Annotated in this window: 18 protein-coding genes and 1 pseudogene; 11 read left to right on the plus strand and 8 right to left on the minus strand. The window is 66.2% G+C overall.

Features of this window, described 5'->3' with window-relative positions; translation table 11 throughout:
* Position 1 precedes the first annotated feature (1 nt).
* Genes cyoA through P0M04_RS25955 form a run of 7 tightly spaced genes read left to right on the plus strand, consistent with a single transcriptional unit; the run spans position 2 to position 6745 of the window.
* Positions 2 to 1027: a ubiquinol oxidase subunit II gene (cyoA, locus tag P0M04_RS25925; RefSeq protein WP_259451375.1), complete on the plus strand. Its 1026-nt coding sequence runs from the start codon at positions 2 to 4 to the stop codon at positions 1025 to 1027.
* A gap of 2 nt (positions 1028 to 1029) precedes the next feature.
* Positions 1030 to 3033, plus strand: coding sequence for a cytochrome o ubiquinol oxidase subunit I (cyoB, locus tag P0M04_RS25930; protein WP_259451374.1), 2004 nt, complete (start codon positions 1030 to 1032; stop codon positions 3031 to 3033).
* A complete protein-coding gene (gene cyoC / locus P0M04_RS25935; RefSeq protein ID WP_091662197.1) occupies positions 3026 to 3661 on the plus strand; it encodes a cytochrome o ubiquinol oxidase subunit III in 636 nt (211 codons plus the stop codon). Before cyoB ends, cyoC begins: the two co-directional genes overlap by 8 nt.
* A complete protein-coding gene (gene cyoD, locus P0M04_RS25940) occupies positions 3658 to 4074 on the plus strand; it encodes a cytochrome o ubiquinol oxidase subunit IV (protein WP_259451373.1) in 417 nt (138 codons plus the stop codon). The genes cyoC and cyoD overlap by 4 nt, the downstream gene beginning before the upstream one ends.
* The gene (locus tag P0M04_RS25945; protein WP_259451372.1) at positions 4074 to 4865 is read left to right on the plus strand and encodes an SURF1 family protein; all 792 of its coding nucleotides are present in this window, start codon (positions 4074 to 4076) and stop codon (positions 4863 to 4865) included. The genes cyoD and P0M04_RS25945 overlap by 1 nt, the downstream gene beginning before the upstream one ends.
* Positions 4849 to 6195, plus strand: a complete 1347-nt coding sequence (locus tag P0M04_RS25950; protein WP_259451371.1) for an ATP-binding protein — start codon at positions 4849 to 4851, stop codon at positions 6193 to 6195. The genes P0M04_RS25945 and P0M04_RS25950 overlap by 17 nt, the downstream gene beginning before the upstream one ends.
* Positions 6188 to 6745, plus strand: coding sequence for a response regulator transcription factor (locus P0M04_RS25955; protein ID WP_259451370.1), 558 nt, complete (start codon positions 6188 to 6190; stop codon positions 6743 to 6745). The genes P0M04_RS25950 and P0M04_RS25955 overlap by 8 nt, the downstream gene beginning before the upstream one ends.
* Here the strand turns inward: P0M04_RS25955 and P0M04_RS25960 are convergent.
* The 4 genes from P0M04_RS25960 to P0M04_RS25975 form a co-directional block, all read right to left on the minus strand.
* On the minus strand, positions 6738 to 8378 hold the full coding sequence (locus P0M04_RS25960; RefSeq protein WP_259451369.1) for an alpha-L-fucosidase: 1641 nt from the start codon (positions 8376 to 8378) through the stop codon (positions 6738 to 6740). The genes P0M04_RS25955 and P0M04_RS25960 overlap by 8 nt on opposite strands.
* Positions 8379 to 8453: 75 nt before the next feature.
* A complete protein-coding gene (locus P0M04_RS25965) occupies positions 8454 to 9146 on the minus strand; it encodes a hypothetical protein (protein WP_259451368.1) in 693 nt (230 codons plus the stop codon).
* 113 nt (positions 9147 to 9259) lie between these two features.
* Complete coding sequence (locus P0M04_RS25970) at positions 9260 to 9511, minus strand: hypothetical protein (protein WP_259451367.1); 252 nt, start codon at positions 9509 to 9511, stop codon at positions 9260 to 9262.
* Positions 9512 to 9645: 134 nt separating this feature from the next.
* Positions 9646 to 9981: a hypothetical protein gene (locus tag P0M04_RS25975; RefSeq protein ID WP_259451366.1), complete on the minus strand. Its 336-nt coding sequence runs from the start codon at positions 9979 to 9981 to the stop codon at positions 9646 to 9648.
* Between the two features lie 549 nt (positions 9982 to 10530).
* Between P0M04_RS25975 and P0M04_RS25980 the strand changes: the two genes are divergently transcribed.
* Entirely contained in the window at positions 10531 to 11190 is a 660-nt protein-coding gene (locus P0M04_RS25980) for a LuxR C-terminal-related transcriptional regulator (RefSeq protein WP_259451365.1), read from the plus strand.
* Positions 11191 to 11199: 9 nt separating this feature from the next.
* On the opposite strand, the gene P0M04_RS25985 is transcribed toward P0M04_RS25980, so the two are convergent.
* The 3 genes and pseudogenes from P0M04_RS25985 to P0M04_RS25995 form a co-directional block, all read right to left on the minus strand.
* Positions 11200 to 11964 carry a ZIP family metal transporter gene (locus tag P0M04_RS25985; protein WP_259451364.1) on the minus strand — a complete coding sequence of 255 codons (765 nt, stop codon included), beginning with the start codon at positions 11962 to 11964 and terminating at the stop codon, positions 11200 to 11202.
* A 77-nt stretch (positions 11965 to 12041) separates the two neighbouring features.
* Complete coding sequence (locus P0M04_RS25990; protein WP_281042459.1) at positions 12042 to 13838, minus strand: TonB-dependent receptor domain-containing protein; 1797 nt, start codon at positions 13836 to 13838, stop codon at positions 12042 to 12044.
* A gap of 110 nt (positions 13839 to 13948) precedes the next feature.
* Positions 13949 to 14563, minus strand: a pseudogene (locus P0M04_RS25995) (TonB-dependent receptor plug domain-containing protein); the annotation flags it as partial.
* Between P0M04_RS25995 and P0M04_RS26000 the strand changes: the two are divergent.
* Positions 14562 to 15953, plus strand: a complete 1392-nt coding sequence (locus P0M04_RS26000; protein ID WP_259451362.1) for a metallophosphoesterase family protein — start codon at positions 14562 to 14564, stop codon at positions 15951 to 15953. The pseudogene P0M04_RS25995 and the gene P0M04_RS26000 sit on opposite strands and share 2 nt — an antisense overlap.
* A gap of 153 nt (positions 15954 to 16106) precedes the next feature.
* Here P0M04_RS26000 and P0M04_RS26005 read toward each other — a convergent pair whose 3' ends face one another.
* Entirely contained in the window at positions 16107 to 16607 is a 501-nt protein-coding gene (locus tag P0M04_RS26005) for a MarR family winged helix-turn-helix transcriptional regulator (protein WP_259451361.1), read from the minus strand.
* An 86-nt stretch (positions 16608 to 16693) separates the two neighbouring features.
* On the opposite strand from P0M04_RS26005, the gene P0M04_RS26010 reads away from it, so the two are divergent.
* Positions 16694 to 18031, plus strand: coding sequence for a chloride channel protein (locus P0M04_RS26010; RefSeq protein WP_259451360.1), 1338 nt, complete (start codon positions 16694 to 16696; stop codon positions 18029 to 18031).
* 111 nt (positions 18032 to 18142) lie between these two features.
* On the plus strand, positions 18143 to 20917 hold the full coding sequence (locus tag P0M04_RS26015) for a bifunctional diguanylate cyclase/phosphodiesterase (RefSeq protein ID WP_281042104.1): 2775 nt from the start codon (positions 18143 to 18145) through the stop codon (positions 20915 to 20917).
* Positions 20918 to 20969: the final 52 nt, after the last annotated feature.

Raw genomic sequence — 20969 nt, forward strand, 5'->3', positions numbered from 1 at the left:
CATGATTCCTAAGACCCTCCGTCGCGGAATGTTCCTCTCTCCACTGTTGGCAGCGCTGGCTGGCTGTAACACGGTGGTGATGAACCCTTCCGGCGACATCGCCAAGCAAGAGGCGCAACTGATCATCGTTTCGGTGGTCCTGATGCTGCTGATTATCGTCCCCGTGATGTTCCTCATCATTTGGTTCGCGTACAAGTACCGCGCCAGCAACAAGGAAGCGGCCTACGAACCGGACTGGGACCACTCGACCAAGCTGGAACTCGTCATCTGGGGCGCGCCCCTGCTGATCATCATCGTGCTGGGTCTCGTGACCTGGATCTCGACGCACAAGCTCGATCCTTACCGTCCGCTGGACCGCATCGCCGAAGGGCGTCCGATTCCCGCGTCGGCCAAGCCGCTGGTCATCCAGGCCGTGGCGATGGACTGGAAATGGCTGTTCATCTATCCGGAGCAGGGCATCGCGACGGTCAATGAACTGGTCGTACCGGTCGACGTGCCGCTGCGCTTCAAGGTCAGCGCGACGTCGGTGATGAACGCGTTCTACGTACCGGAACTGGCGGGCATGGTCTACGGCATGCCGGGCATGGAAATCACGCTGAACGCGGTGCAGAACAAGCCGATCCAGTCGGTCGGCTTCTCGTCGAACTACAGCGGCGCGGGCTATTCGGACATGCGCTTCGGCTACCGCGGCGTCGCGCAAGGCGACTTCGACGCCTGGGTCCATTCGGCCAAGGCTGCCGGCGGCGGCAAGCTGGATCGTGCCAACTACCTGACGCTCGAAAAGCCGAGCATCAAGGAGCCGGTGCGCCGTTACGCGGCCGTCGACGAGGACCTCTATTATCGAATCCTGAACCGCTGCGTCACCGACGGCGTCGTGTGCCAGGACAAGATGATGAACGACGACGCGAAGAAGGCCCGCGAAATGGCCGTTGCGCGTTACTCGCCCCAACAAGCGGCAACGACCCGTCTGGCCCAGGCCAACGGCGAGGTCTGCACTACGCCCAATGATTCTGTGAAGAAGAAGTAATCATGCACGAGCAATTTGACTTAGCGAAGTTGATCTTCGGTCGGCTCAGCTGGGAAGCGATTCCCTACCACGAGCCGATCCTGATCGCCACATTTATCGGCGTCCTGCTGGGCGGTATCGTCCTGCTCGGCGTCCTCACCAAACTCAAGCTGTGGGGCTATCTCTGGACCGAGTGGTTCACCAGTATCGACCACAAGAAGATCGGCATCATGTACATGGTGCTGGGTCTCGTGATGTTCCTGCGCGGCTTTGCCGACGCACTGATGATGCGCGCCCAGCAGGCGTTCTCGTTCGGCGATTCGCACGGCTTCCTGCCGCCGCACCACTACGACCAGGTCTTCACCGCCCACGGCGTGATCATGATCTTCTTCGTGGCGATGCCGTTCGTGACGGGCCTGATGAACTACGTCGTGCCCCTGCAGATCGGCGCACGCGACGTGGCGTTCCCGTTCCTGAACAACTTCTCGTTCTGGATGACGACCGCCGGCGCGATCCTCGTGATGGCCTCGCTGTTCGTCGGTGAATTCGCCCGTACCGGCTGGCTGGCGTTCCCGCCGCTGTCCGGCATCCTGGCGAGCCCGGACGTGGGCGTCGACTACTACATCTGGTCATTGCAGGTGGCGGGTGTCGGCACATTGCTGTCAGGCGTGAACCTGGTCGTCACCATCATCAAGATGCGCGCCCCGGGCATGGACCTGATGAAGATGCCGGTGTTCACCTGGACCGCCCTGTGCACCAACATCCTGATCGTGATGGCATTCCCGATCCTGACCGCCACGCTGGCCATGCTGGGCATGGACCGCCTGTTCGACACGCACTTCTTCACGAACGAACTGGGCGGCAACGCCATGATGTACGTGAACCTGATCTGGATCTGGGGCCACCCGGAGGTGTACATCCTGATCCTGCCGGCGTTCGGTATCTACTCGGAAGTCGTCGCGACGTTCTGCAACAAGCGCCTGTTCGGCTACACCTCGATGGTGTATGCGACGGTCGTGATCATGGTCCTGTCGTACCTCGTGTGGCTGCACCACTTCTTCACGATGGGTTCGGGCGCGAGCGTGAACTCGTTCTTCGGCATCACCACGATGATCATCTCGATCCCGACGGGCGCGAAGATCTTCAACTGGCTGTTCACCATGTACAAGGGCCGCATCCGCTATGAACTGCCGATGATGTGGACCGTGTCGTTCATGATCACCTTCATCATCGGCGGCATGACCGGCGTGATGCTGGCGGTCCCGTCGGCCGACTTCGTGCTGCACAACTCGCTGTTCCTGATCGCCCACTTCCACAACGTCATCATCGGCGGCGTGCTGTTCGGCCTGTTCGCGGGCGTGAACTACTGGTGGCCGAAGATGTTCGGCTTCCGTCTCGACCGTAAATGGGGCGTGTACTCGTTCTGGCTGTGGTCGATCGGCTTCTGGGTCGCCTTCACCCCGCCGTACATCCTGGGCTTCATGGGCGTCACCCGCCGCATGAGCCACTTCGACGATCCGTCGATCCACTACCTGTTCCAGATCTCGCTGGCCGGTACGCTGATGATCGCCGCCGGTATCGGCTGCATGCTGATGCAGATCTTCGTGTCGATCCTGAACCGCAAGGCGCTGGCCGACATGACGGGCGATCCGTGGAACGGCCGTACGCTGGAATGGTCGACGTCGTCGCCGCCGCCGGACTACAACTTCGCGTTCACCCCGGTCGTGCATGACAACGATTCGTGGGCCGACATGAAGAAGCACGGCTACCTGCGTCCGCTGAAGGACTTCGTGGCGATCCACATGCCGAAGAACACGTGGGCCGGTCCGGTCATCCCGGGCATCACGTTCGTGATGGCGTTCGGCATCATCTGGCACATGTGGCTGCTGGTCGGCCTGGCGTTCGTCGCGATGCTCGCCGTCGCCATCTACCACACGTTCGATTACAAACGCGACTTCTACATCCCGGCGGACGAAGTGACCCGCACGGAAGAAGAACGCACCCGTTTGCTGGAAGCCCATGTCTGAGATTAACGTAACCCACGCCGGCGCCGCGAGCGCCGACCCGAGCTCGCGCTACTACGTGCGCGAGCACCATCCGGAGAACGGCACGCTGCTGGGCTTCTGGATCTACCTGATGAGCGACTGCCTCATCTTCGCCTGCCTGTTCGCGACCTACGCCGTCCTGGGCCGCAACTACGCGGGCGGCCCGTCCGGCGCCGAGATCTTCGAGCTGCCGACCGTGGCACTGAACACCGCGTTCCTGCTGTTCTCGTCGATCACGTACGGCTTCGCCATGCTGGCCGCGCAGAAGAAGAACGTGAAGGGCACGCTGGTCTGGCTCGCCATCACCGGCGTGCTGGGCGCCTGCTTCCTGTACCTCGAACTGGACGAGTTCGCGCACCTGATCCACGAAGGCTACGGCCCGTGGCGCTCGGGCTTCCTGACCGCGTTCTTCTCGCTGGTCGGCACGCACGGCCTGCACGTGACCTTCGGTATCGTGTGGCTCGTCACGCTGATGTTCCAGGTCGGTAAGCACGGCATCCATGCCGCCAACTACCGCCGCCTCGCCTGCCTGTCGATGTTCTGGCACTTCCTGGACGTCATCTGGATCGGCGTGTTCACCTATGTTTATCTGATGGGAGTCCTGCCATGAGCGATCACCACCACGCCCACGGCCACGGGCATGACCATGGCCACGGTCATCACGACGACGAACTGCACGCGCACGGCAGCTTCAAGGATTACACGATCGGTTTCATCCTGTCCGTGATCCTGACGGCGATCCCGTTCTGGCTGGTGATGACCCACCAGCTGGCACCGGGCACGACCAAGTTCGTGATCCTCGGCTTCGCGGCCGTCCAGGTCGTCGTGCACATGGTCTACTTCCTGCACATGAACTCGAAGTCGGAAGGCGGCTGGAACATGATGGCGCTGATCCTCACGGCCATCCTGCTGTTCATCGTCCTGACCGGCTCGATCTGGGTCATGTACCACATGAACGCCAACATGATGCCCAACATGGGCAATGACGGCGGTTCGGTACACGGCATGCACGACATGCAGTAATGGCGAGGGACGATCGCGCAGCGGCGCCGGCCGGCCGCAAGGGAGTCTCTCCCGTCCTGGCAGTGCTGGCACTGCTGCTGATCGTCCTCTTCGCGGGTCTGGGTACCTGGCAGGTGATTCGCCTGCAGTGGAAACTGGACCTTATCGCACGCGTGGAAGCACGCGTGCACGCCGCCCCGGCGCCGCTGCCATCGCGCACGAGCTGGGCCGGCATCACCCCCGAATCCGACGAGTACCGCCGCGTCAAGCTGCACGGCACTTATCTCTACGATCTCACCACGCCCGTCCAGGCCCTCACCGAACAGGGCAGCGGCTACTGGCTGCTCACACCGATGTGCACGGAACAGGGGATCGTCCTCGTCAACCGCGGCTTCATTGCCACCGACCTGGGTGCGCGCACGCGCTACACGCCGCAGCGCGCCGCCGGGAACCCGTGCGCGAACGCCGGCCCCGCGGCCGACGTCACGGGCCTCCTGCGCACGAGCGAGCGCAACGGCGCCTTTACGCGCACCAACGATCCGGCCGCCAACCGCTGGTACACCCGCGACGTGGCCGCCATCGCCGCCGCGCGCGGCCTGGCCGCGGCCCCGTTCTTCGTCGACGCCGCCGCGCAACAGAACCCGCCGGACAGCCCCGACCGGCCCATCGGCGGCCTCACCGTCGTCAAATTTCCGAACTCCCACCTCGTGTACGCATTCACTTGGTATGCTCTTGCCTTGATGGTGGCCGGCGCCTGGTGGTGGGTGGCCCGCCGCGGCGACGAACCCTCGAATGATGAACGACACGACTGACCTGCTGAAACGGATCTTCGAACGGGGCGCGGACACCGCCGCCGCCGTCGAATACGTCGCCGGCCACAAGAACATGCTGCAGCTGATCGAGCTGCGCTGGATCGCCGTCATCGGCCAGATCACGACCATCGCCGGCGCGATCCTCGTGTTCGACGTGCGCCTGCCGCTCGTGCAGATGCTCGAGGTGCTCGCGTGCCTCATCGCCTTCAACATCGCCAGCCACCTGCGCTGGCACGAACACCGGCCCGTCACGAACAACGAGCTGTTCCTCGCGCTCCTCGTCGACGTGGCCAGCCTCACGATGCAGCTGTACCTCGCGGGCGGCACGACGAATCCGTTCGCTTTCCTCTACCTGCTGCAGGTGATCCTGTCGGCCGTGCTGCTGGAAGCGTGGTCGACGTGGACCATCGTCGCCATCACGCTCGCGTGCCTCGCCGGCCTGTCCGTCTTCGCGAAGCCGCTCGCGCTGCCGTTCGACCACGCGCGCGGCATTTCGAGCCTGTACGTGCAGGGCATGCTGATCTGCTTTACGTTGAACGCGGCGCTGCTCGTCGTCTTCATCTCGCGGATCACCAGCACGCTGAAGGGCAAGGCGGCGCAGCTTGCGGACCTGCGCCAGCGCGCGGCCGAGGAAGAACACATCGTGCGCATGGGCCTGCTCGCCTCGGGCGCCGCGCACGAACTGGGCACGCCGCTCGCCACGCTGTCCGTGATCCTCGGCGACTGGAAGCGCATGCGCGAGTTCAAGGCGAACCCGGACCTGCTGGAAGAGATCACGGAGATGGAAACGCAGCTGAAGCGCTGCAAATCCATCGTCAGCGGCATCCTGCTGTCGGCCGGCGAGACGCGGGGCGAGTCGGCTGCGCGCACGACGATCCGGGGCTTCCTCGACAAGCTCGTCGAAGAATGGCAGCACAGCCGCCCCGTGCGCGGCTTCGACTACCGCAACCGGATCGAACACGACTTGCCGGTCGCCTTCGACTCCGCACTGAAACAAACGATCGACAACGTGCTGGACAACGCGCTCGAAGCGTCACCCGACTGGGTCGGCGTGGACGCTTGTGTCTCCGACGGCACGCTCGTACTGACCGTGAACGATCGCGGCCCCGGCTTCGCGCCCGCGATGCTGGCCCAGTTCGGCAAACCGTACCAGTCCAGCAAAGGCCGTCCCGGCGGCGGCCTGGGCCTGTTCCTCGTCGTGAACGTGGCCCGCACCCTGGGCGGGTCCGTGCAGGCCGTGAACCGGCCGGAAGGCGGCGCCGCCGTCACGCTGACATTGCCGCTGTCCGCGATCGCGCTCGACAAGGAATTGGGACATGCCCATGGATGAAGACATCGTCAACGACGCCGAAGACCGCCTGCTCCTGATCATCGAGGACGACGACGCGTTCGCCCGCACACTCGCCCGATCGTTCGAACGGCGCGGCTACCAGGTGCTGCAGGCGCCCGGCCTCGACGAGGCGCAGGAACTGTTGAAGGAGCATTCGCCGGACTACGCCGTCGTCGACCTCAAGCTGAAGGGCAACAGCTCCGGCCTCGCGTGCGTGCAGATGCTGCATGCGCACGATCCGGACATGCAGATCGTCGTGCTGACGGGGTTCGCCAGCATCGGCACGGCCGTCGAGGCCATCAAGCTCGGTGCCCGCCAGTACCTGGCGAAACCGTCGAACACGGACGACATCGAGGCCGCCTTCGGCCACGTCGCCGGCAACACGGACCTGGAACTGACCAACCGCGCCACGTCGATCAAGACACTGGAGTGGGAGCGGATCCACGCCGTGCTGGCCGAGACGGATTTCAATATTTCGGAAGCGGCGCGGCGGCTCGGCATGCACCGCCGGACCCTCGCGCGCAAGCTCGAAAAACAGCGCGTCAAATAAGCACTTTCAACGCGAACGCGTAGGACAGGGCCGGCGCCGCGGCGGGGAGCGTCACCTTCAGCCCGTCGGCCGCCTGGCGGAACGCGAGCGGCGCGCCGGTGCCGACGACCTCCACCCGCGCGACCGGCTTTTTCAGGTGCCCGGCCGCCGTGCCCATCGCCGCAATCGCGAGCTCGCGGCCGGCCGGCCAGCCCATCACGAACGCATACACGACATCGCCCTTCGCCGTGAAGCGCACGTCGGCCGCCGTGAGCGGTGCATTCTTCCCCTCGTTCATGCCCTGGTCCTTGAGCCGCGCCGTCCCATGCAGCGCGGGGCCTTCCCCGAACACGGCCCACGGCCGCGTGTCGTAGATCGCCTCGCCGTGCACGGCCATCCAGCGGCCGATCTCCTCGACGATCGCCTGTTCCTTCTCGTCGATCGTGCCATCGCCGCGCATGGGAACGCTGAGCAGGAGGTTGCCGTTCTTGCTGACGATGTCGACCAGCATGTGCACGACGGTCTGCGCGCTCTTGTACGCGCCGCGCTCGTACTCCGGGCGCGAGTAGTGCCAGCCGCCGATGCAGGTGCACGTCTGCCACGGCAGCGGCTCGATGGCGTTGCTCTGGCCGCGCTCGATGTCCCATACGAGGGAATGGCGCTGCCGCTCATCGAGCATCTTGCCGTTGATAACAGCTTCCAGCCGGCCGCGCGTGGCGATGCTGCGGTTGTACATGTGGGAGGCGATGCGCAGGCCCGCGTCGCTGAACGGCCAGAAGGGCAGGGCGGTGTCGTCGAAGTAGACGAGGTCCGGGTCGTACTTGTCGATCAGGTCGATGGTCCGGTCGTGGAAGTTGTCGACGTAGCGCCGCGACGGCAGCATGGCGCCGCCGCCCCAGTCCCACTGCGCGCCCCATTCGGCGGGGACGGTGGTCTTGCGGCTCAGCGGATGCGCCTGGGCATACAGCGCCTGCGGATCCAGCCCTTCCCACCACTGCCCCTTGCCGTCGGCGGCCGTGAGCACGCCGTCGTACGGGATGCCGGCGTACGGTCCCGCCTTGTCCGCGCCCTGGGCCGTCTCGTACCACGTCCACGCATGGGCCGCATGGACGCTCACGCCGAAGCGCAGGCCCTGCGCGCGCGCCGCCTTCGCCCAACCGGCGATCAGGTCCTGCTTCGGCCCGATGCGGGTCGAATTCCAGTCGGGCTGGAAGCGGCTGTCGTACAGGTCGAAGTTATCGTGATGGTTCGCCAACGCGACGAAGTAGCGGGCGCCGGCCTTGCGGTACAGGGCGAGCAGGGCGTTCGGGTCCCATTGCGCGGCCTGCCACTGCCGGATCACGTCCTTGAAACCGAACTTCGACGGGTGGCCGTATTTCTGCACGTGGTAACGGTACTGGTTGCTCCCTTCCTTGTACATGTTGCGCGCGTACCAGTCGCCGAATTCCGGCTCGCACTGCGGGCCCCAGTGGGCCCAGATGCCGAACTTCGCGTTCCGGAACCAGTCGGGCGTGCGGTACGCGGCCAGCGAATCCCAGTCCGGCTTGAAGGGACCGCCGGCGGTTGCCGCCAGCGCGCGCCGCGGCAGGAGGGCGCTTGCGGCGAAGCCCGGCACAGTGGCGGCCAATCCGGCCAGGACCTGGCGTCGTTTCATATTGTCTCCGTGATGGTCTAGTTATCGATAACATCACACGCGATTGTACTTTATAGATTCAAAACAATCAATGGCTCAAACGTTCAGGCTGACAGGGGCCGACCCGGTGCGTGCGTCCGGCACGGTGATGTGCGCGGCCCGCGCGAGTTTCACGACGCCGCCCACGAAGCCGGATGCATCGACGGCCACCTTGCCCAGCAGCGGAATCGCATCCTTCACGGGCAGGATGCGCACGAGTTCGACGGGGCTGATGCCGGCCTGCTGGACGAGCGCCTGGCCGTGCTTGCCCAGTTCGACTGCCTGCAGGCTGCCGATCGCGAAGTTCAGCAGGGCCTGGCCAATCAGTTTTTTCTTGTCGCTGTCCAGCTGCGCCATGCGCCGTTCCATCTCGCCCGAATCGAGCAGGCGTTTGGTCTCCGCGCTTTCGGCCGCGTACAGTGCCGCGTACCGGGCCTGGCGCTCCTTCGGTTCGGCGACGACCGCAATGGCCGCGAGGGCGGTGCGCTTGGCCGCCAGTTGTTCGTCCGTCGCGAACGCGGCGTTGATGGCAGTGACCGCGCGGCCCGCCACTTCGGACAATTCCGCGCTCTTGCGCACGAAACCGTCGACGTCGTAACCGGCATCCGCCGTCCCGATCCCGGTGGCGCCGGCCAGCATGCCGCCGATACTGGACGCAAGCCCGCCGAGCGCGGACAACTGGGCGTGGGCCGAGTTCACCGCGAACAGGCAGGCGGAAGCGGCGAGGACGTGGCGAAGTGTGCGGGTCATGGGGTCTCCTGTGCTGTGTGGGAATGGACAGCACGATAACCATCCTTGTTTTTGCAGTAAATATATTGCCTGACGAAAATCCGCATTTCCCCCATGCATGGGGCCATCGCACGCTAGCGGGGCTGGCTGCCCGCATCGCCTCTGTGCTCGGGATCGATCTCGGGCGGCGAACCGCGCGTTCGCCGCCGCATGACGCGCCAGCACACTTCCGGCTGAATCAACGTGCTGCGAAAGAAGCTCCAACCTTTATCGTTACCGAAGACGCGCATGAACAGGAGGCCGATGTCGACGATGTCCGCGGTGGCGTGATCCTTCCGGCGGTTCACGCCGAGGAAATGCCGTAGCTCATCATCGTCATTGCCCATCGCAGTGTCTCGCTCTCCTTGGCGGAACGTGGTGCCGGTATATTTTCCTACCGCCGGCTCCGGTAGAGCGCCTTTACGACGGCACACCTGGCGGACACGCGGACCAGGGCGGCCGCATGTCCCGTGACACTGCCTCATGCGGGGACGCCTTGCGTATCGGCATCCCCGTCTTGCGCCACCATTCGAAACCGGCCCGCGATGACCCGTCGGTAGACGGCGGGCTCGATGCCCGCAGTGAGGAAGAACGCTTCGGCGTTTTCCCGTCCAAAGACCTTCATGAAGGAGATGCCGATCTGAATAATGTCAGCAGTGAAGGCATCGGCCCGCCGCTCGATACCGGCGCGCGCGGAACGGCCCGCGTCGTGATGCGTCACGGCGTCCGCCGGGTGCACGTCCTTGCGCAACCTCGCGAGGGCGGTGCGAGCGGCTAATGTGAATGTGCGGAAAAGACCAGGCCAGACCTTACTCATCGATTGGCTCCCGCGCCGCGCATTCAGATTGCAAAACGCCAATGAATATTGCATGTAACTCTTGGTTCAATACTGACGGAAATTTTTTCTAGGAACTAGGCTCTGGACCTGGCTTTTCCAGCGTGGTCGCAATGATTCTCGATATCAATTCTTGCATCGCAGCATCTGCGAGCATAAGAACGAGGGGCGAGTAGTGGCGTCTCCGGCCGGGGTCCATTGTCACCTCAAGGGCAATGGCGATGACCTCAGGGTGGGCACGGGCCGATTCGATGAGCGTTTTTCTTGACATGGCGCAATAAATTGCGATTAAGTTATTGAAGGCGATCACAATGAAGCTTAGAGGGTGGTGCAATGCGGCAGTTGATTTTTATCAAACCATTCGCCACCTATCCAAATTGAATAGGAAAACACGACGCGGTGCAGCAAAATCGAGACGGCGAGAGTTTGTACAAAATAAATTTGAACTGATAATTTGACCTATGGTGACAATTGGTTAATTATGGCTGTGTTTACTCTCACATTCCCCCACTAAAACGGTTAGGAGGCAGCATGATTCAGATGCTGGTAGGTGATCGGAGCGAGACCATGCGGCTAGGCGTGTGTACGCTCTTCAGCAAGGAAGCGGAGGATACGGTGGTCTGCGAAGCGACGAGCCGGGCGGACCTGATCAGCAAATTGCAAACCGAGCAATACAACCTGGTCCTGGTCGATCCGGTCCTGGCAGCCGGAAGCGAGGAGACGTTCCTGCGCCAGATCCGGGCCGTGGCGCCGCGCGCGCATGTCCTCGTCTATACCGAGCTCGACGAGCTTCACTTCGGCATGCGGGCCATCCGCTGCGGCGTGAAGGGATACGTGATGAAAAGCCGTCCCGCCGATGAACTTCTCAAGGCCGCAAGCCGGGTGAGCCTGGGAAAGATCCATATGAGCGAGCGACTCGCCGAAGAAGTCGCATTGCACATGTGGGAAGGTAAGGATGCGTTGCCGCACGAGCTCCTCAGCGACCGCGAGTTTCTCGTGTTCGCCATGCTCGTCTGTGGCCGGAGCGTCAGCCGCATCGCGGCCGTGCTCAACCTCAGTATCAAGACGATCAGCACGCACAAGGCCAGAGCGATGGTCAAGCTGCGCTGTAAAAGTCTCAGCGACATGATCCAGTACAGTATCGCGAACAACCTGACGGACGTCTGTCGGGATCGCTGCACCGACCGGTAGTTCGCCCGGTCAGCCCCCGAGCTTGCTGAGCGCAAACGCCGCAAGGAAGCCAGCCACCGTGATGAGGCCCGCGAAATCGTGGGCCACCTCGAACGCTTCCGGAATCATCGTGTCGACCAGCATGGCGAGAATCGCCCCGGCCGCGACGGCAGTCGTGGCCGCGACGACGGCGGGCGACAAGTCCTGGAACACCGTATAGCCGACCAGCGACGCGACGCCTGACGCGAGCGCGATGCCGCCCCAGATGCCGAAGACGTACGTGGCCGAGCGGCCGGCCTTCTTCATGCCGGCCGCGCTGGCCAGGCCTTCGGGCACGTTGGAGAGAAAGATGGCGCCGACGGCCACCGTGCTGACGGCGCCGCCGCCCAGCATCGACAGGCCGATCACGATCGATTCCGGGATGCCGTCGAGGAGGGCGCCGACGGCGATCGCGACGCCGCTGCCGCTGTCCTCCGCTTCGGACGGCTGCTGCCCGCCGGAGCGCTTGCGGTGCTTCGCGCCCTTGTGCGACAGCAGCCAGTTGGCCGCCGTGTAGACGGCCGCGCCACCGAGGAAGCCGACCGCCATCGAATTGAAACCGCCACGCTCGTAGGCTTCCGCGATCAGTTCGAAGGACAGGGCCGAGATCAGGACGCCGCTGCCGAACGCCATGATGGCGGCGATCAGGCGCCGCGGCACGTCGAACTTGTAACCGACCACGGCGCCAAGGACCAGCGCGCCACCGGCCACCAGCCCCCAGAATCCGGCCTGCGCCCACAGCGGTATGCCCGACATCCTTATCCTCCGTCACGCGTCGACAAAACGATGATAGCGGGACGGAGGGAGAGGGCGGCGTACGCTACCACCCGGCATTACCAGGCGTAGGCCGCCTTCACGTAGTAGAACCGGCCATTGAAGCCGTTCGGCGCGAAGCCGCTGTAGCGGTTGATGCCGTTCAGGTTCAGATTGCCGGCCGACGTCACCTGGGCCGGATAGCGGTTCGTCACGTTGTCGGCGCCGGCCGTCAGGCGCAGGTTCGACGCCAGCTTCACGCTCGCGGACAGGTCCAGTACCCATTGCGGATCGTACGTCTGGTCCAGCGCCGGGTCGTTCTGCGGCACGGTGAATTTTCCGTAACGCGTCACGGTGGCGTGGCCGTTCCAGACGCCGCGCGTGTAGTCCGTCGCCAGGCTCAGTTTATCCTTCGGCGAACCGACGGTCAGGCGGTTGACGGTCTGGCGGTCGGCCAGCACGAGGCCTTGCGCGGCCAGCAGGGCCGGCGTCGCGGCCACGTGGCGGACTTCGTTGTCGTTGTGGTTGTAGGCCACCGTGAAGTCGGCGCGCGCGCCCTGCTGCAGGTTCAGGCGGTACGTGCTGACGACGTCGACGCCTTTCGTGCGCGTGTCGACCGCGTTCGTGAAGTAACGCGCCGCGCCCACGAAGATGCCCTGGGCGGCCAGCGCATTCCTCAGCGACGTGCCGTTCAGCTGGACGTTCGACGAGAACACGATGCGGTCGTCGATGTCGATGCGGTACAGGTCGACGGTCGTCGTCCAGTTGCGGGTCGGCTGCCACTGCGCGCCGATCGACAGGTTGCGCGCCTTTTCCGGTTTCAGCGGCTGCGAGCCGAGGGCGAGGGCCGCGCGGCTGCCGACCGGGAACGTGCCCGTCTCGACGGCCACGTTCTCGCCGCCCACGATCATGAAGTTCGTCGTCGTGATCGTGTAGAACTGCTGTGCGAGCGACGGCGCGCGGAAGCCGTTCGACGCCGTGCCGCGCAGCGCGAAGGCGGGCGTGAACGCGTAGCGGGCCGACGCCTTCGCCGAACTGGTGTCGCCGAAGTCGCTGTAGTGCTCATGGCGCACCGCGAAGGAGCCGGACAGCTTCTTCGTGATGTCCGCTTCGAAGTTCGCGTACAGGGACTGGTTGTTGCGGCTGTTCTTGCCCGCGTTCTCCGGACGGAAGCCGGAAAAGCCCTGCGAGCCCGAGCCGAAGTACGAATTCGGTTCGCCCGCGCCGATCTCGTACGATTCGTAGCGTGCTTCCGCCCGAGGGCGACCGTCAGCGGGCCGGCGAGCCACGTCACGGGGATGTCGCGCGCGACGTCCAGGTTGGCCACTTCCTGCGTCTGGATCAGTTTGCCCGCGTAGAAGTTCGTCGGGCTGGCGGCGCCGAGCGCGTAGTTGACCGTGTTGTCGACGTTCAGCTGGAAGCGGTTGCGGCCGAAGTTCACGCTCGCGTCCCAGCGCCAGCCGGCCAGGTCGCCGCGCAGGCCCGTGACGAGCGACGCATCGCTCGACTTGCTGTCTTCCAGCGGCAGGAAGCCTTCCGGGAAGATGGGCGTATTGCCGGCGAGGCGCCACGTGGCGGCGGCCGACGTCTTGCGTTCGCCGTAATTGGCGAAGGCGTACCAGTCGATGTTCTCGTTCAGCGTGTACTGGCTGTTGACGAAGACGGTGCGCGGGTGGCTTTCCGGGTCGCCCAGGCGCTGGTTGACCTGGTTGCGGCGCGGGCCGGCGGACGCGCGCGGATCGGGGCCGGCGCGGTTGGTCGGATTGCGGTCGGCGCCTTCGACGGCCACGCGCACCAAGCCCGCGTCGCCCAGCCTGAAGCCGGCCGAGCCGCGCACGGTGTGCTGCTCGCCGTCGCCCGCGTCGTACTTGCCCCACGTGCCTTCGACGTCGCCGCCGTCCGCACCCTTCTTGAGGATGATGTTGACGACGCCCGCGATGGCATCGGAACCGTACTGCGCGGCGGCGCCGTCGCGCAGCACTTCGATGTGGTCGATGGCGGCCAGCGGGATCGCGTTCAGGTCGACGGGCGCCGAACCGCGGCCCAGGGTGCCGTTGACGTTGACGACGGCGGACGTGTGGCGGCGCTTGCCGTTCACGAGGACCAGGGTCTGGTCGGGCGACAGGCCGCGCAGCTGGGCCGGACGCACGGCGTCGCTGGCGTCGGCGCCGGACGGGCGGGGGAAGTTCATCGACGGCAGCAGGCGGCCCAGCACGGTGGCCAGCTCGCCGGAGCCGGTGCTGTGCAGGTCCTTGCCGCTGATGACGTCGACGGGCGATTCGGAATCGAGGGTGCGGCGGTTCAGCGAACGGGTACCGGTGACGACGACGGTCTGGGCATCCGCGGACACGCCCGACGCTTCTTGCGCCTGGACGGGCAGGGCGGACGCGATCAGGCTCAGGACGAGCACGGCGCGCCCGGGATTGGCGGTGGTGTATTTGCAGCTCATGTTCTTCTTTCTCGACTTGGCGGCGGCGACAGGGCCGCCGCGGGGTCGCAACATTAACAGGCAGAAAATTCTCGCGCCAATAACGATTTCGCCTATGCTTATGCGGCCCGATGAAGCTGTGGTAGATTGCCAATTTTTCCCCGGACCATCCATGATCCGCACTATCCTCCGGCCGCTCGCCGTCGCCGCCGTCCTGACAGGCTGCGCGAGCCTGCCGTCCGAATCGCCGCCGGCCGCCGCCTTCGTCGTGCTGGGCGAAGAGGGCGCACCGGTCGCCCGCGCCGTCACGACCGCCTCCACCTGTCCCGCGATCACCATCGACGGCCGCACGGCGCCCATGGCCGTGCGTGCCCCGTACGGCGCGATCCCGTTGCGCGGCAAGGACCACAGCGCGAGCTTTCACCCGGACGCCGTGTCGAACCCGGTGCTGTCGTGCGAGACGCCGCTCCCTGGCGGCGCAAAGCAGGTCGCCGTGGCGGGCCAGGCGTTGCCGCTGCCGCCGGCGGAGGCGAAGCGCATCGTCGTCATCGGCGACACGGGCTGCCGCCTGAAGGCCAAGGAATTCCAGGACTGTAACGACCCGGAGGCTTACCCGTTCGCGCGCGTGGCCGCGAGTGCGGCCGCATGGAAGCCGGACCTCGTCGTGCACGTCGGCGATTTTCATTATCGCGAAGACCCGTGCCCGGCGGACCGTCCCGGCTGCGCGGGCAGCCCATACGGCTACGGCTGGGACGCGTGGAACGCGGATTTCTTCGCCCCCGCGCGCACCCTGCTGGCCGCGGCGCCGTGGGTGCTCGCGCGCGGCAACCACGAGTCGTGCTCCCGGGGCGGCCAGGGCTGGTGGCGCTTCCTCGACGCCCACGCCTACGATCCCGCCGCGAACTGCGACGACCCGGCGGCGGACGAGCGCGCGGATTACACGGACCCGTATGCCGTGCCGCTGGGCGCAGGCGCGCAGCTGATCGTGTTCGACAGCGCGAACACGAACTGGAAAGGGTTCAAGCCGGGCGACATGCGCGTCCGGCATTACACGGACACGTGGCGCAAGATCGAACGCCTGGCCGCGCGCCAGCGCTACAACATCGCCGTGGACCACCATCCGCTGTACGCGTTCGGCGCCAGCCAGGATGCGCGGACGGGCGCGGTCACGCTGTTCGGCGGCGATGCCGGCCTCACGCAGGTGTTCGGCGCGCTCGATCCGCGCCTGCTGCCATCCACGGTCGACATGCTGCTGTCCGGTCATGTGCACCTGTGGGAGCAGACCAGTTTCAGCAGCGATCACCCGAGCCAGTTCGTCGCGGGGTTCGCCGGCACGGCGGAAGACATCGTGCCGCTGCCGAAGACTCCGCCCGCCGGGCAGTCGCCAGCGCCGGGTGCGGTGCTCGAGGCGATGAGTTCCTGGATCGACGGTTTCGGCTTCATGACGATGGAGCGAACCGGGCCGGACACGTGGACGGTCGTCGTCCACGACCGCGACGGCAAGCAACGCAACACGTGCACGGTGGCAGGCCGTCACTCCCGCTGCGCCGTTCCACAAGCCTGATATATTGCGACAAATGTGATTGCCTACAATACACGATTCATGTCACAATGAACCTGTGAGCGGGGCTGCCGGATGCTTTCAGGCCGCCTCCGCGATCAGCGATGAGGATACCTTTGTATCTTTGGAGCCCGTGGCTTGCCGCGGGCTTCTTTTTTACATCTGCGACAAGAGGACGTTGGCGCTGGATTCATCCGCCTCGAGCAGGGCGATCAGCTTGGACAGGTCCTGCTCCAGCCGCGCCAGCGTCTCCGCATCGAGCGCGGACAGCGCGTCCGGCAGCACGCCGGCGAAGGGCAGGGGTGCGCTGCGCAGGACGTCGGCGCCGGCCGGCTGGATGCGCAGCGACACGCTGCGGCGGTCCGTGCCTTCCCGGCTCGTGGCGACAAGGCGGCGTTCCACGAGACTCTTGATCAGGTTGCTGGCGGTGGACTGGTGGATGTCCAGCTCGCGCGCCAGTTCGGTCACGCCGATGCCGGGACGGCGGTCGATGACGGACAGGGCCCATAACTGGGCGCCGCCGACGCCCGCTTCCCGCTCGACCTGGCGGAAATGGGTTTTGACGGAATTGAAGACGACGCGGAACTGGCGCAGCACGCGCGTGGAAGGCGCCAGGGACGGCTCGATAGCCGCATTGGATTCGGAAGACGAGGACATGCAAGAATGATAGCGGAAAACCTGGCAGGTCGTCGAAAAATGATATTCAGGCAACCATATAATCGGGAAAATGAGGCCGGAAATTGATGAATCCGGCACCTGACCTGCGCCGCGAACTGGGCGACTGGCGCCTGTGGACTGTCCGCGCCATCGTCGTGCTGCTCGCCGCCGCGGCCGGCCTCACGGTCGTCGGCTTTACCTGGCTGGCGGAGGCGGCCTACGGCCGCTTCGCCGCGCTGCGCGACCTCGCCTGGTGGAGCCCGCTTGTGTGGACACCGCTGTGCGCCGCCTTCATCGTCTGGTGCACGCGCCGTTTCGCGCCCGGCGCGGCCGGCTCCGGGATCCCGCAGGTGATGGCCACGCTCGACACGAACGTCGGCGACGCCGAGCGCGGCCTGTTCGTGTCGCTGCGCCTGTCCGTCGCCAAGATCCTGCTGACGGCCGGCGGCCTGTTGGGCGGCCTCTCGCTCGGGCGCGAAGGGCCGTCCGTGCAGATCGCGGCCGGCGTCATGCTGCAGGCGCGCCGGCTGATCCCCGCCGGCAGCGCCGTCGGCGTCCACGGGCTCCTCGTCGCAGGCGGCGCGGCGGGCATCGCGGCCGCGTTCAACACGCCGCTGGGCGGCGTCATGTTCGCCATCGAGGAACTGGCGCGGGCGCCCGAACAGCGCTCCAGCGGCCTGATCATCGCGGGCATCGTGCTGGCCGGCCTCGTGGGCGTGTCCGCACATGGCAACGACGCTTATTTCGGCGTCATCCACGCGCCCGCGATCGGCCTCGACCTGCTGCTGCCGGGCCTGCTGGTCGCCGTGCTGTCCGGCCTTGCCGGCGGCCTGTTCTCGCGCCTGATGATCGCCTCGCTGGCAGGCGGCGGTCCCGACCGCGCCAGCCGCTGGCGCGCGCGCCGGCCCGTGCTGTTCGCCGGCGCCTGCGGCCTCGGCGTCGCGCTGATCGGCATCGCGACGGGCGGCGCCGCGTTCGGCTCCGGCTACGCCACCACGCGCACGATGGTGGAGGGCAGCGCGGCGATGCCGTTCGCCTATGCGCCTTTCAAATTCCTGGCGACGTGGCTGACCGCGTGGTCCGGTGTACCGGCCGGCATCTTCGCACCGTCGCTGGCGATCGGCGCCGCGTTCGGCAACGACGTCGCGCTGCTCTTGTATGGCGTGCAGGTGCCTGCGCTGATCGCGCTGGGCATGGTCGGCTTCCTCGCGGCCGCCACGCAGGCGCCGCTGACGGCCTTCATCATCGTGATGGAAATGGTCGACGGCCACGCAATGGTGCTGAGCCTGATGGCTTGCGCGCTGGTCGCGTTCGCCGTCGCACGCCTCATCAGTCCACCGCTGTATCCGACCCTCGCGCGGCTGCAACTGGGGCGCATACCGCCTCCAGCCGTGGCGCGGGAACAACCCCAGGCGCCAGACTGAGGCGGCACGGAAACAAGCCGCGTCGGTGTGAGCAAATTTGCTACGATGGGGCATGCTGACACGGAAAGTGCGCCTCGGCCGCGCGCGCGCGCGGCCCCGACTCCTGCCGCGGTGCTGACACTGCTGGCGGGACTGGGTCTTACTGCCGTGCTGGTCGTCGGGATGATCGGCTCGGAGCGCGAACGGGCCCGCTCCGAATTCCTGCAGCGCGCGGAAATCCGCAACGCTACCGTCACGCGCAGCTTCGGCGACGCGCTCGACGTACTGCAGGCGGCCAACGCGCTGTTTGCGTCCGTCGGCATCGCCAGCCGCGATGAGTTCAGCGCCTTCACACGGCCGCTGCTGGCCAGCCACCCGTACCTGCAGGCCGTCGTGTTCCACCGCATGGTGGCCAGCCACGAGCGCGCCGCGTTCGAGGCGGAGAACCGGCGCTTCCGGCCCAACTTCGAGATCCGCGAACGCCGCGTGAACGACAACAGCGTCACGCTCGTGCGCGCGGCGCCGCGCCCGCGCTACCTCGTCGTCGATTACATCGAGCCCTTGGCGGGCAACGAAGTCACGCTGGGCTACGACGCGTTTTCGTTCGCCCAGCAGGGTTCCACGTTCATGCGTTCCATCGACACGGGCCAGCCGGCGTCCAGCCTCATGCTGCCGTTGCTGCAGCGCGGCGACCACCTCGGCTTCCTGCTGATGATGCCCGTGTACCGGCGCGGGGCGCCGCTCGTCAACGCGGCCGCGCGCAGCGACGCGGCGCTGGGCGACACCGCCGTCGTGATCGACGTGGCGACGCTGGTCGGCACGACGCTCGCCAAATCGAACATGTTGGTGCGCAACGGGTTGAAGATCGAGCTGTACGGCCCGGGCCTGGACGGCCCGCAGCGCGCGTACCTGCATGACGCCCTGGACCGCACGAACCGCCCCGCCTGGCACGCGTGGCTCGGCGACACGGTGTTCACGAACCGCCACACGTTCGAGGTGGCCGGCATGCCGTGGGAGTTGCGCGTCACCGGGCGCTCCAGCGAAATGGCGGGCGGCGCCGGCGCGCTCATCGCGCTGGTCCTCGGCGGCGTCGGGAGCCTGGCCACGTCCGGCTACGTGCAGAGCCGCGTCAAGCGCACGCGCCGCATCGAGGCGCTCGTCGAAAGCCGCACGGCCGACCTGCACGACGCCCTCGACGCGCTGCGCCTGTACCGGCGCGCCATCGACGCGAGCGCCAACGCCATCCTCCTCGTCAGCGCGACGCGGCCCGGCTACCCCATCGAATACGTGAACCCGGCGTTCGAGCGCATGCGCGGCGTCACCGCGTCCGAAGTGATCGGCCGCGGCCTGCTCGACATGGGCAACCGCGAACCCGACCAGGCCGGCGTGGCCGAACTGCGCGCCGCGATCCGCGAGCGGCGCGAGGCCCACGTGTCGATGCTTCTGCGCCGGCGCGACCGCGAGGACATGTATGCCGAAGTGTATATCGCGCCCGTCAACAACGAGGATGGCGTCACGACGCATTTCGTGCTGGCGCAGTACGACGTGACGATGGCCAAGCGCTACGAGGCGGAGCTGGAGGCGCGCGCCCGCTTCGACACGCTGACGGGCCTCGCCAACCGCGCGCTGCTGCACGACCGCATCGACAACGCGATCAACCTCGCGGCCGGACGCGGCACCGTGTGGGTGGCGGCGCTCGACCTCGACCACTTCAAGTTCGTCAACGACACCCTGGGCCACGACGCCGGCGACGAGCTGCTGAAGGCAGCCGCGCAGCGCATCAGCGCGGCCGTCGAGCGCAGCGACACCGTGGCCCGCACCGGCGGCGACGAATTCGTGCTCGTGCTGCCGGGCCGCGAGAGCGAGTCAGAGGCGGCGGCCACCGTGCGCGCCGTACTGCAGGCGCTCGCCCATCCGCTCGAGCTGCTGGGGCAGGAACTCGTCCTCACGGGCAGCGCCGGCCTCGCCGCGTTCCCTGCCGACGGCGACGACGCGGCCACGCTGATCCAGCACGCGGAAGTGGCCATGTACCGGTCCAAGGAACTGGGCCGCAACATGGTGCAGTTCTACATGCCGACGATGAATGCCCGCGCCCGCGAACGCCTCGCGCTGGAAGGCGCGCTGCGCAGCGCGCTCGTGCACGACGAGTTCGAGCTGTACTACCAGCCCCAGGTCGACCTGGAGACGGGCGCCGTCGTCGGGCTGGAGGCGCTGATCCGCTGGCGTCATCCGAGCCTGGGCATGGTACGGCCCGACCGTTTCATCAACCTGGCCGAGGAGACGGGCCTCATCGTTCCCATCGGCGCCTGGGTGCTGCGCACGGCGTGCCGCCAGAGCCGCGCGTGGCAGCACGCCGGCCTCGGTCACTTGCGGATCGCCGTGAACCTGTCGGCGCGCCAGTTCGCGGAGCCGAACCTCGTGCGCGAGATCGCCCGCGTGCTGGACGAGACGGGCCTGTCCGCCGGCTGCCTCGAAGTGGAGATCACGGAAAGCCTCGTGATGGGCGACGTGGAAAGCGCGATCCGCACGATGCGCGAACTGAAGCAGATGGGCGTGCAATTGTCGATCGACGATTTCGGCACCGGTTATTCGAGCCTGTCGTACCTGCGCCGCTTTCCCGTCGACGTGCTCAAGATCGACCGCAGCTTCGTGCGCGACATTCCGTTCAGCGAGGACGACGCGGCGATGGTCGCCGCCATCATCGAGCTCGCGCGCGGGCTGCGCATGCGCGTGATCGCCGAGGGCGTGGAGACGGAGGCCCAGCTCGAGTACCTGCGCCGGCGCGGCTGCGACGAGGTACAGGGCCACGTGTATGCACAGGCGTCGTCCGGCGCCGAGGTCGAGCGCCTGCTGCGCATGGGCCGGCACATGATCCCCCACAACGGGGACGGTATGAGCGTGCGCTAACCGAAAGTCAGCGGGCCGTCGGCTATACTTGTGGCGCCATTGACAAGCTAGC

The sequence above is a fragment of the Telluria mixta genome (genome assembly GCF_029223865.1).
Taxonomy (GTDB): Bacteria; Pseudomonadota; Gammaproteobacteria; order Burkholderiales; family Burkholderiaceae_D; genus Telluria; species Telluria mixta.

Bases quoted from the DNA above. Each gene is read 5' to 3' on its own strand.
- cyoA (WP_259451375.1), top strand. From the start codon at position 2: ATGATTCCTAAGACCCTCCGTCGCGGAATGTTCCTCTCTCCACTGTTG.
- cyoB (WP_259451374.1), top strand. From the start codon at position 1,030: ATGCACGAGCAATTTGACTTAGCGAAGTTGATCTTCGGTCGGCTCAGC.
- cyoC (WP_091662197.1), top strand. From the start codon at position 3,026: ATGTCTGAGATTAACGTAACCCACGCCGGCGCCGCGAGCGCCGACCCG.
- cyoD (WP_259451373.1), top strand. From the start codon at position 3,658: ATGAGCGATCACCACCACGCCCACGGCCACGGGCATGACCATGGCCAC.
- P0M04_RS25945 (WP_259451372.1), top strand. From the start codon at position 4,074: ATGGCGAGGGACGATCGCGCAGCGGCGCCGGCCGGCCGCAAGGGAGTC.
- P0M04_RS25950 (WP_259451371.1), top strand. From the start codon at position 4,849: ATGAACGACACGACTGACCTGCTGAAACGGATCTTCGAACGGGGCGCG.
- P0M04_RS25955 (WP_259451370.1), top strand. From the start codon at position 6,188: ATGGATGAAGACATCGTCAACGACGCCGAAGACCGCCTGCTCCTGATC.
- P0M04_RS25960 (WP_259451369.1), bottom strand. From the start codon at position 8,378: ATGAAACGACGCCAGGTCCTGGCCGGATTGGCCGCCACTGTGCCGGGC.
- P0M04_RS25965 (WP_259451368.1), bottom strand. From the start codon at position 9,146: ATGACCCGCACACTTCGCCACGTCCTCGCCGCTTCCGCCTGCCTGTTC.
- P0M04_RS25970 (WP_259451367.1), bottom strand. From the start codon at position 9,511: ATGGGCAATGACGATGATGAGCTACGGCATTTCCTCGGCGTGAACCGC.
- P0M04_RS25975 (WP_259451366.1), bottom strand. From the start codon at position 9,981: ATGAGTAAGGTCTGGCCTGGTCTTTTCCGCACATTCACATTAGCCGCT.
- P0M04_RS25980 (WP_259451365.1), top strand. From the start codon at position 10,531: ATGATTCAGATGCTGGTAGGTGATCGGAGCGAGACCATGCGGCTAGGC.
- P0M04_RS25985 (WP_259451364.1), bottom strand. From the start codon at position 11,964: ATGTCGGGCATACCGCTGTGGGCGCAGGCCGGATTCTGGGGGCTGGTG.
- P0M04_RS26000 (WP_259451362.1), top strand. From the start codon at position 14,562: ATGATCCGCACTATCCTCCGGCCGCTCGCCGTCGCCGCCGTCCTGACA.
- P0M04_RS26005 (WP_259451361.1), bottom strand. From the start codon at position 16,607: ATGTCCTCGTCTTCCGAATCCAATGCGGCTATCGAGCCGTCCCTGGCG.
- P0M04_RS26010 (WP_259451360.1), top strand. From the start codon at position 16,694: ATGAATCCGGCACCTGACCTGCGCCGCGAACTGGGCGACTGGCGCCTG.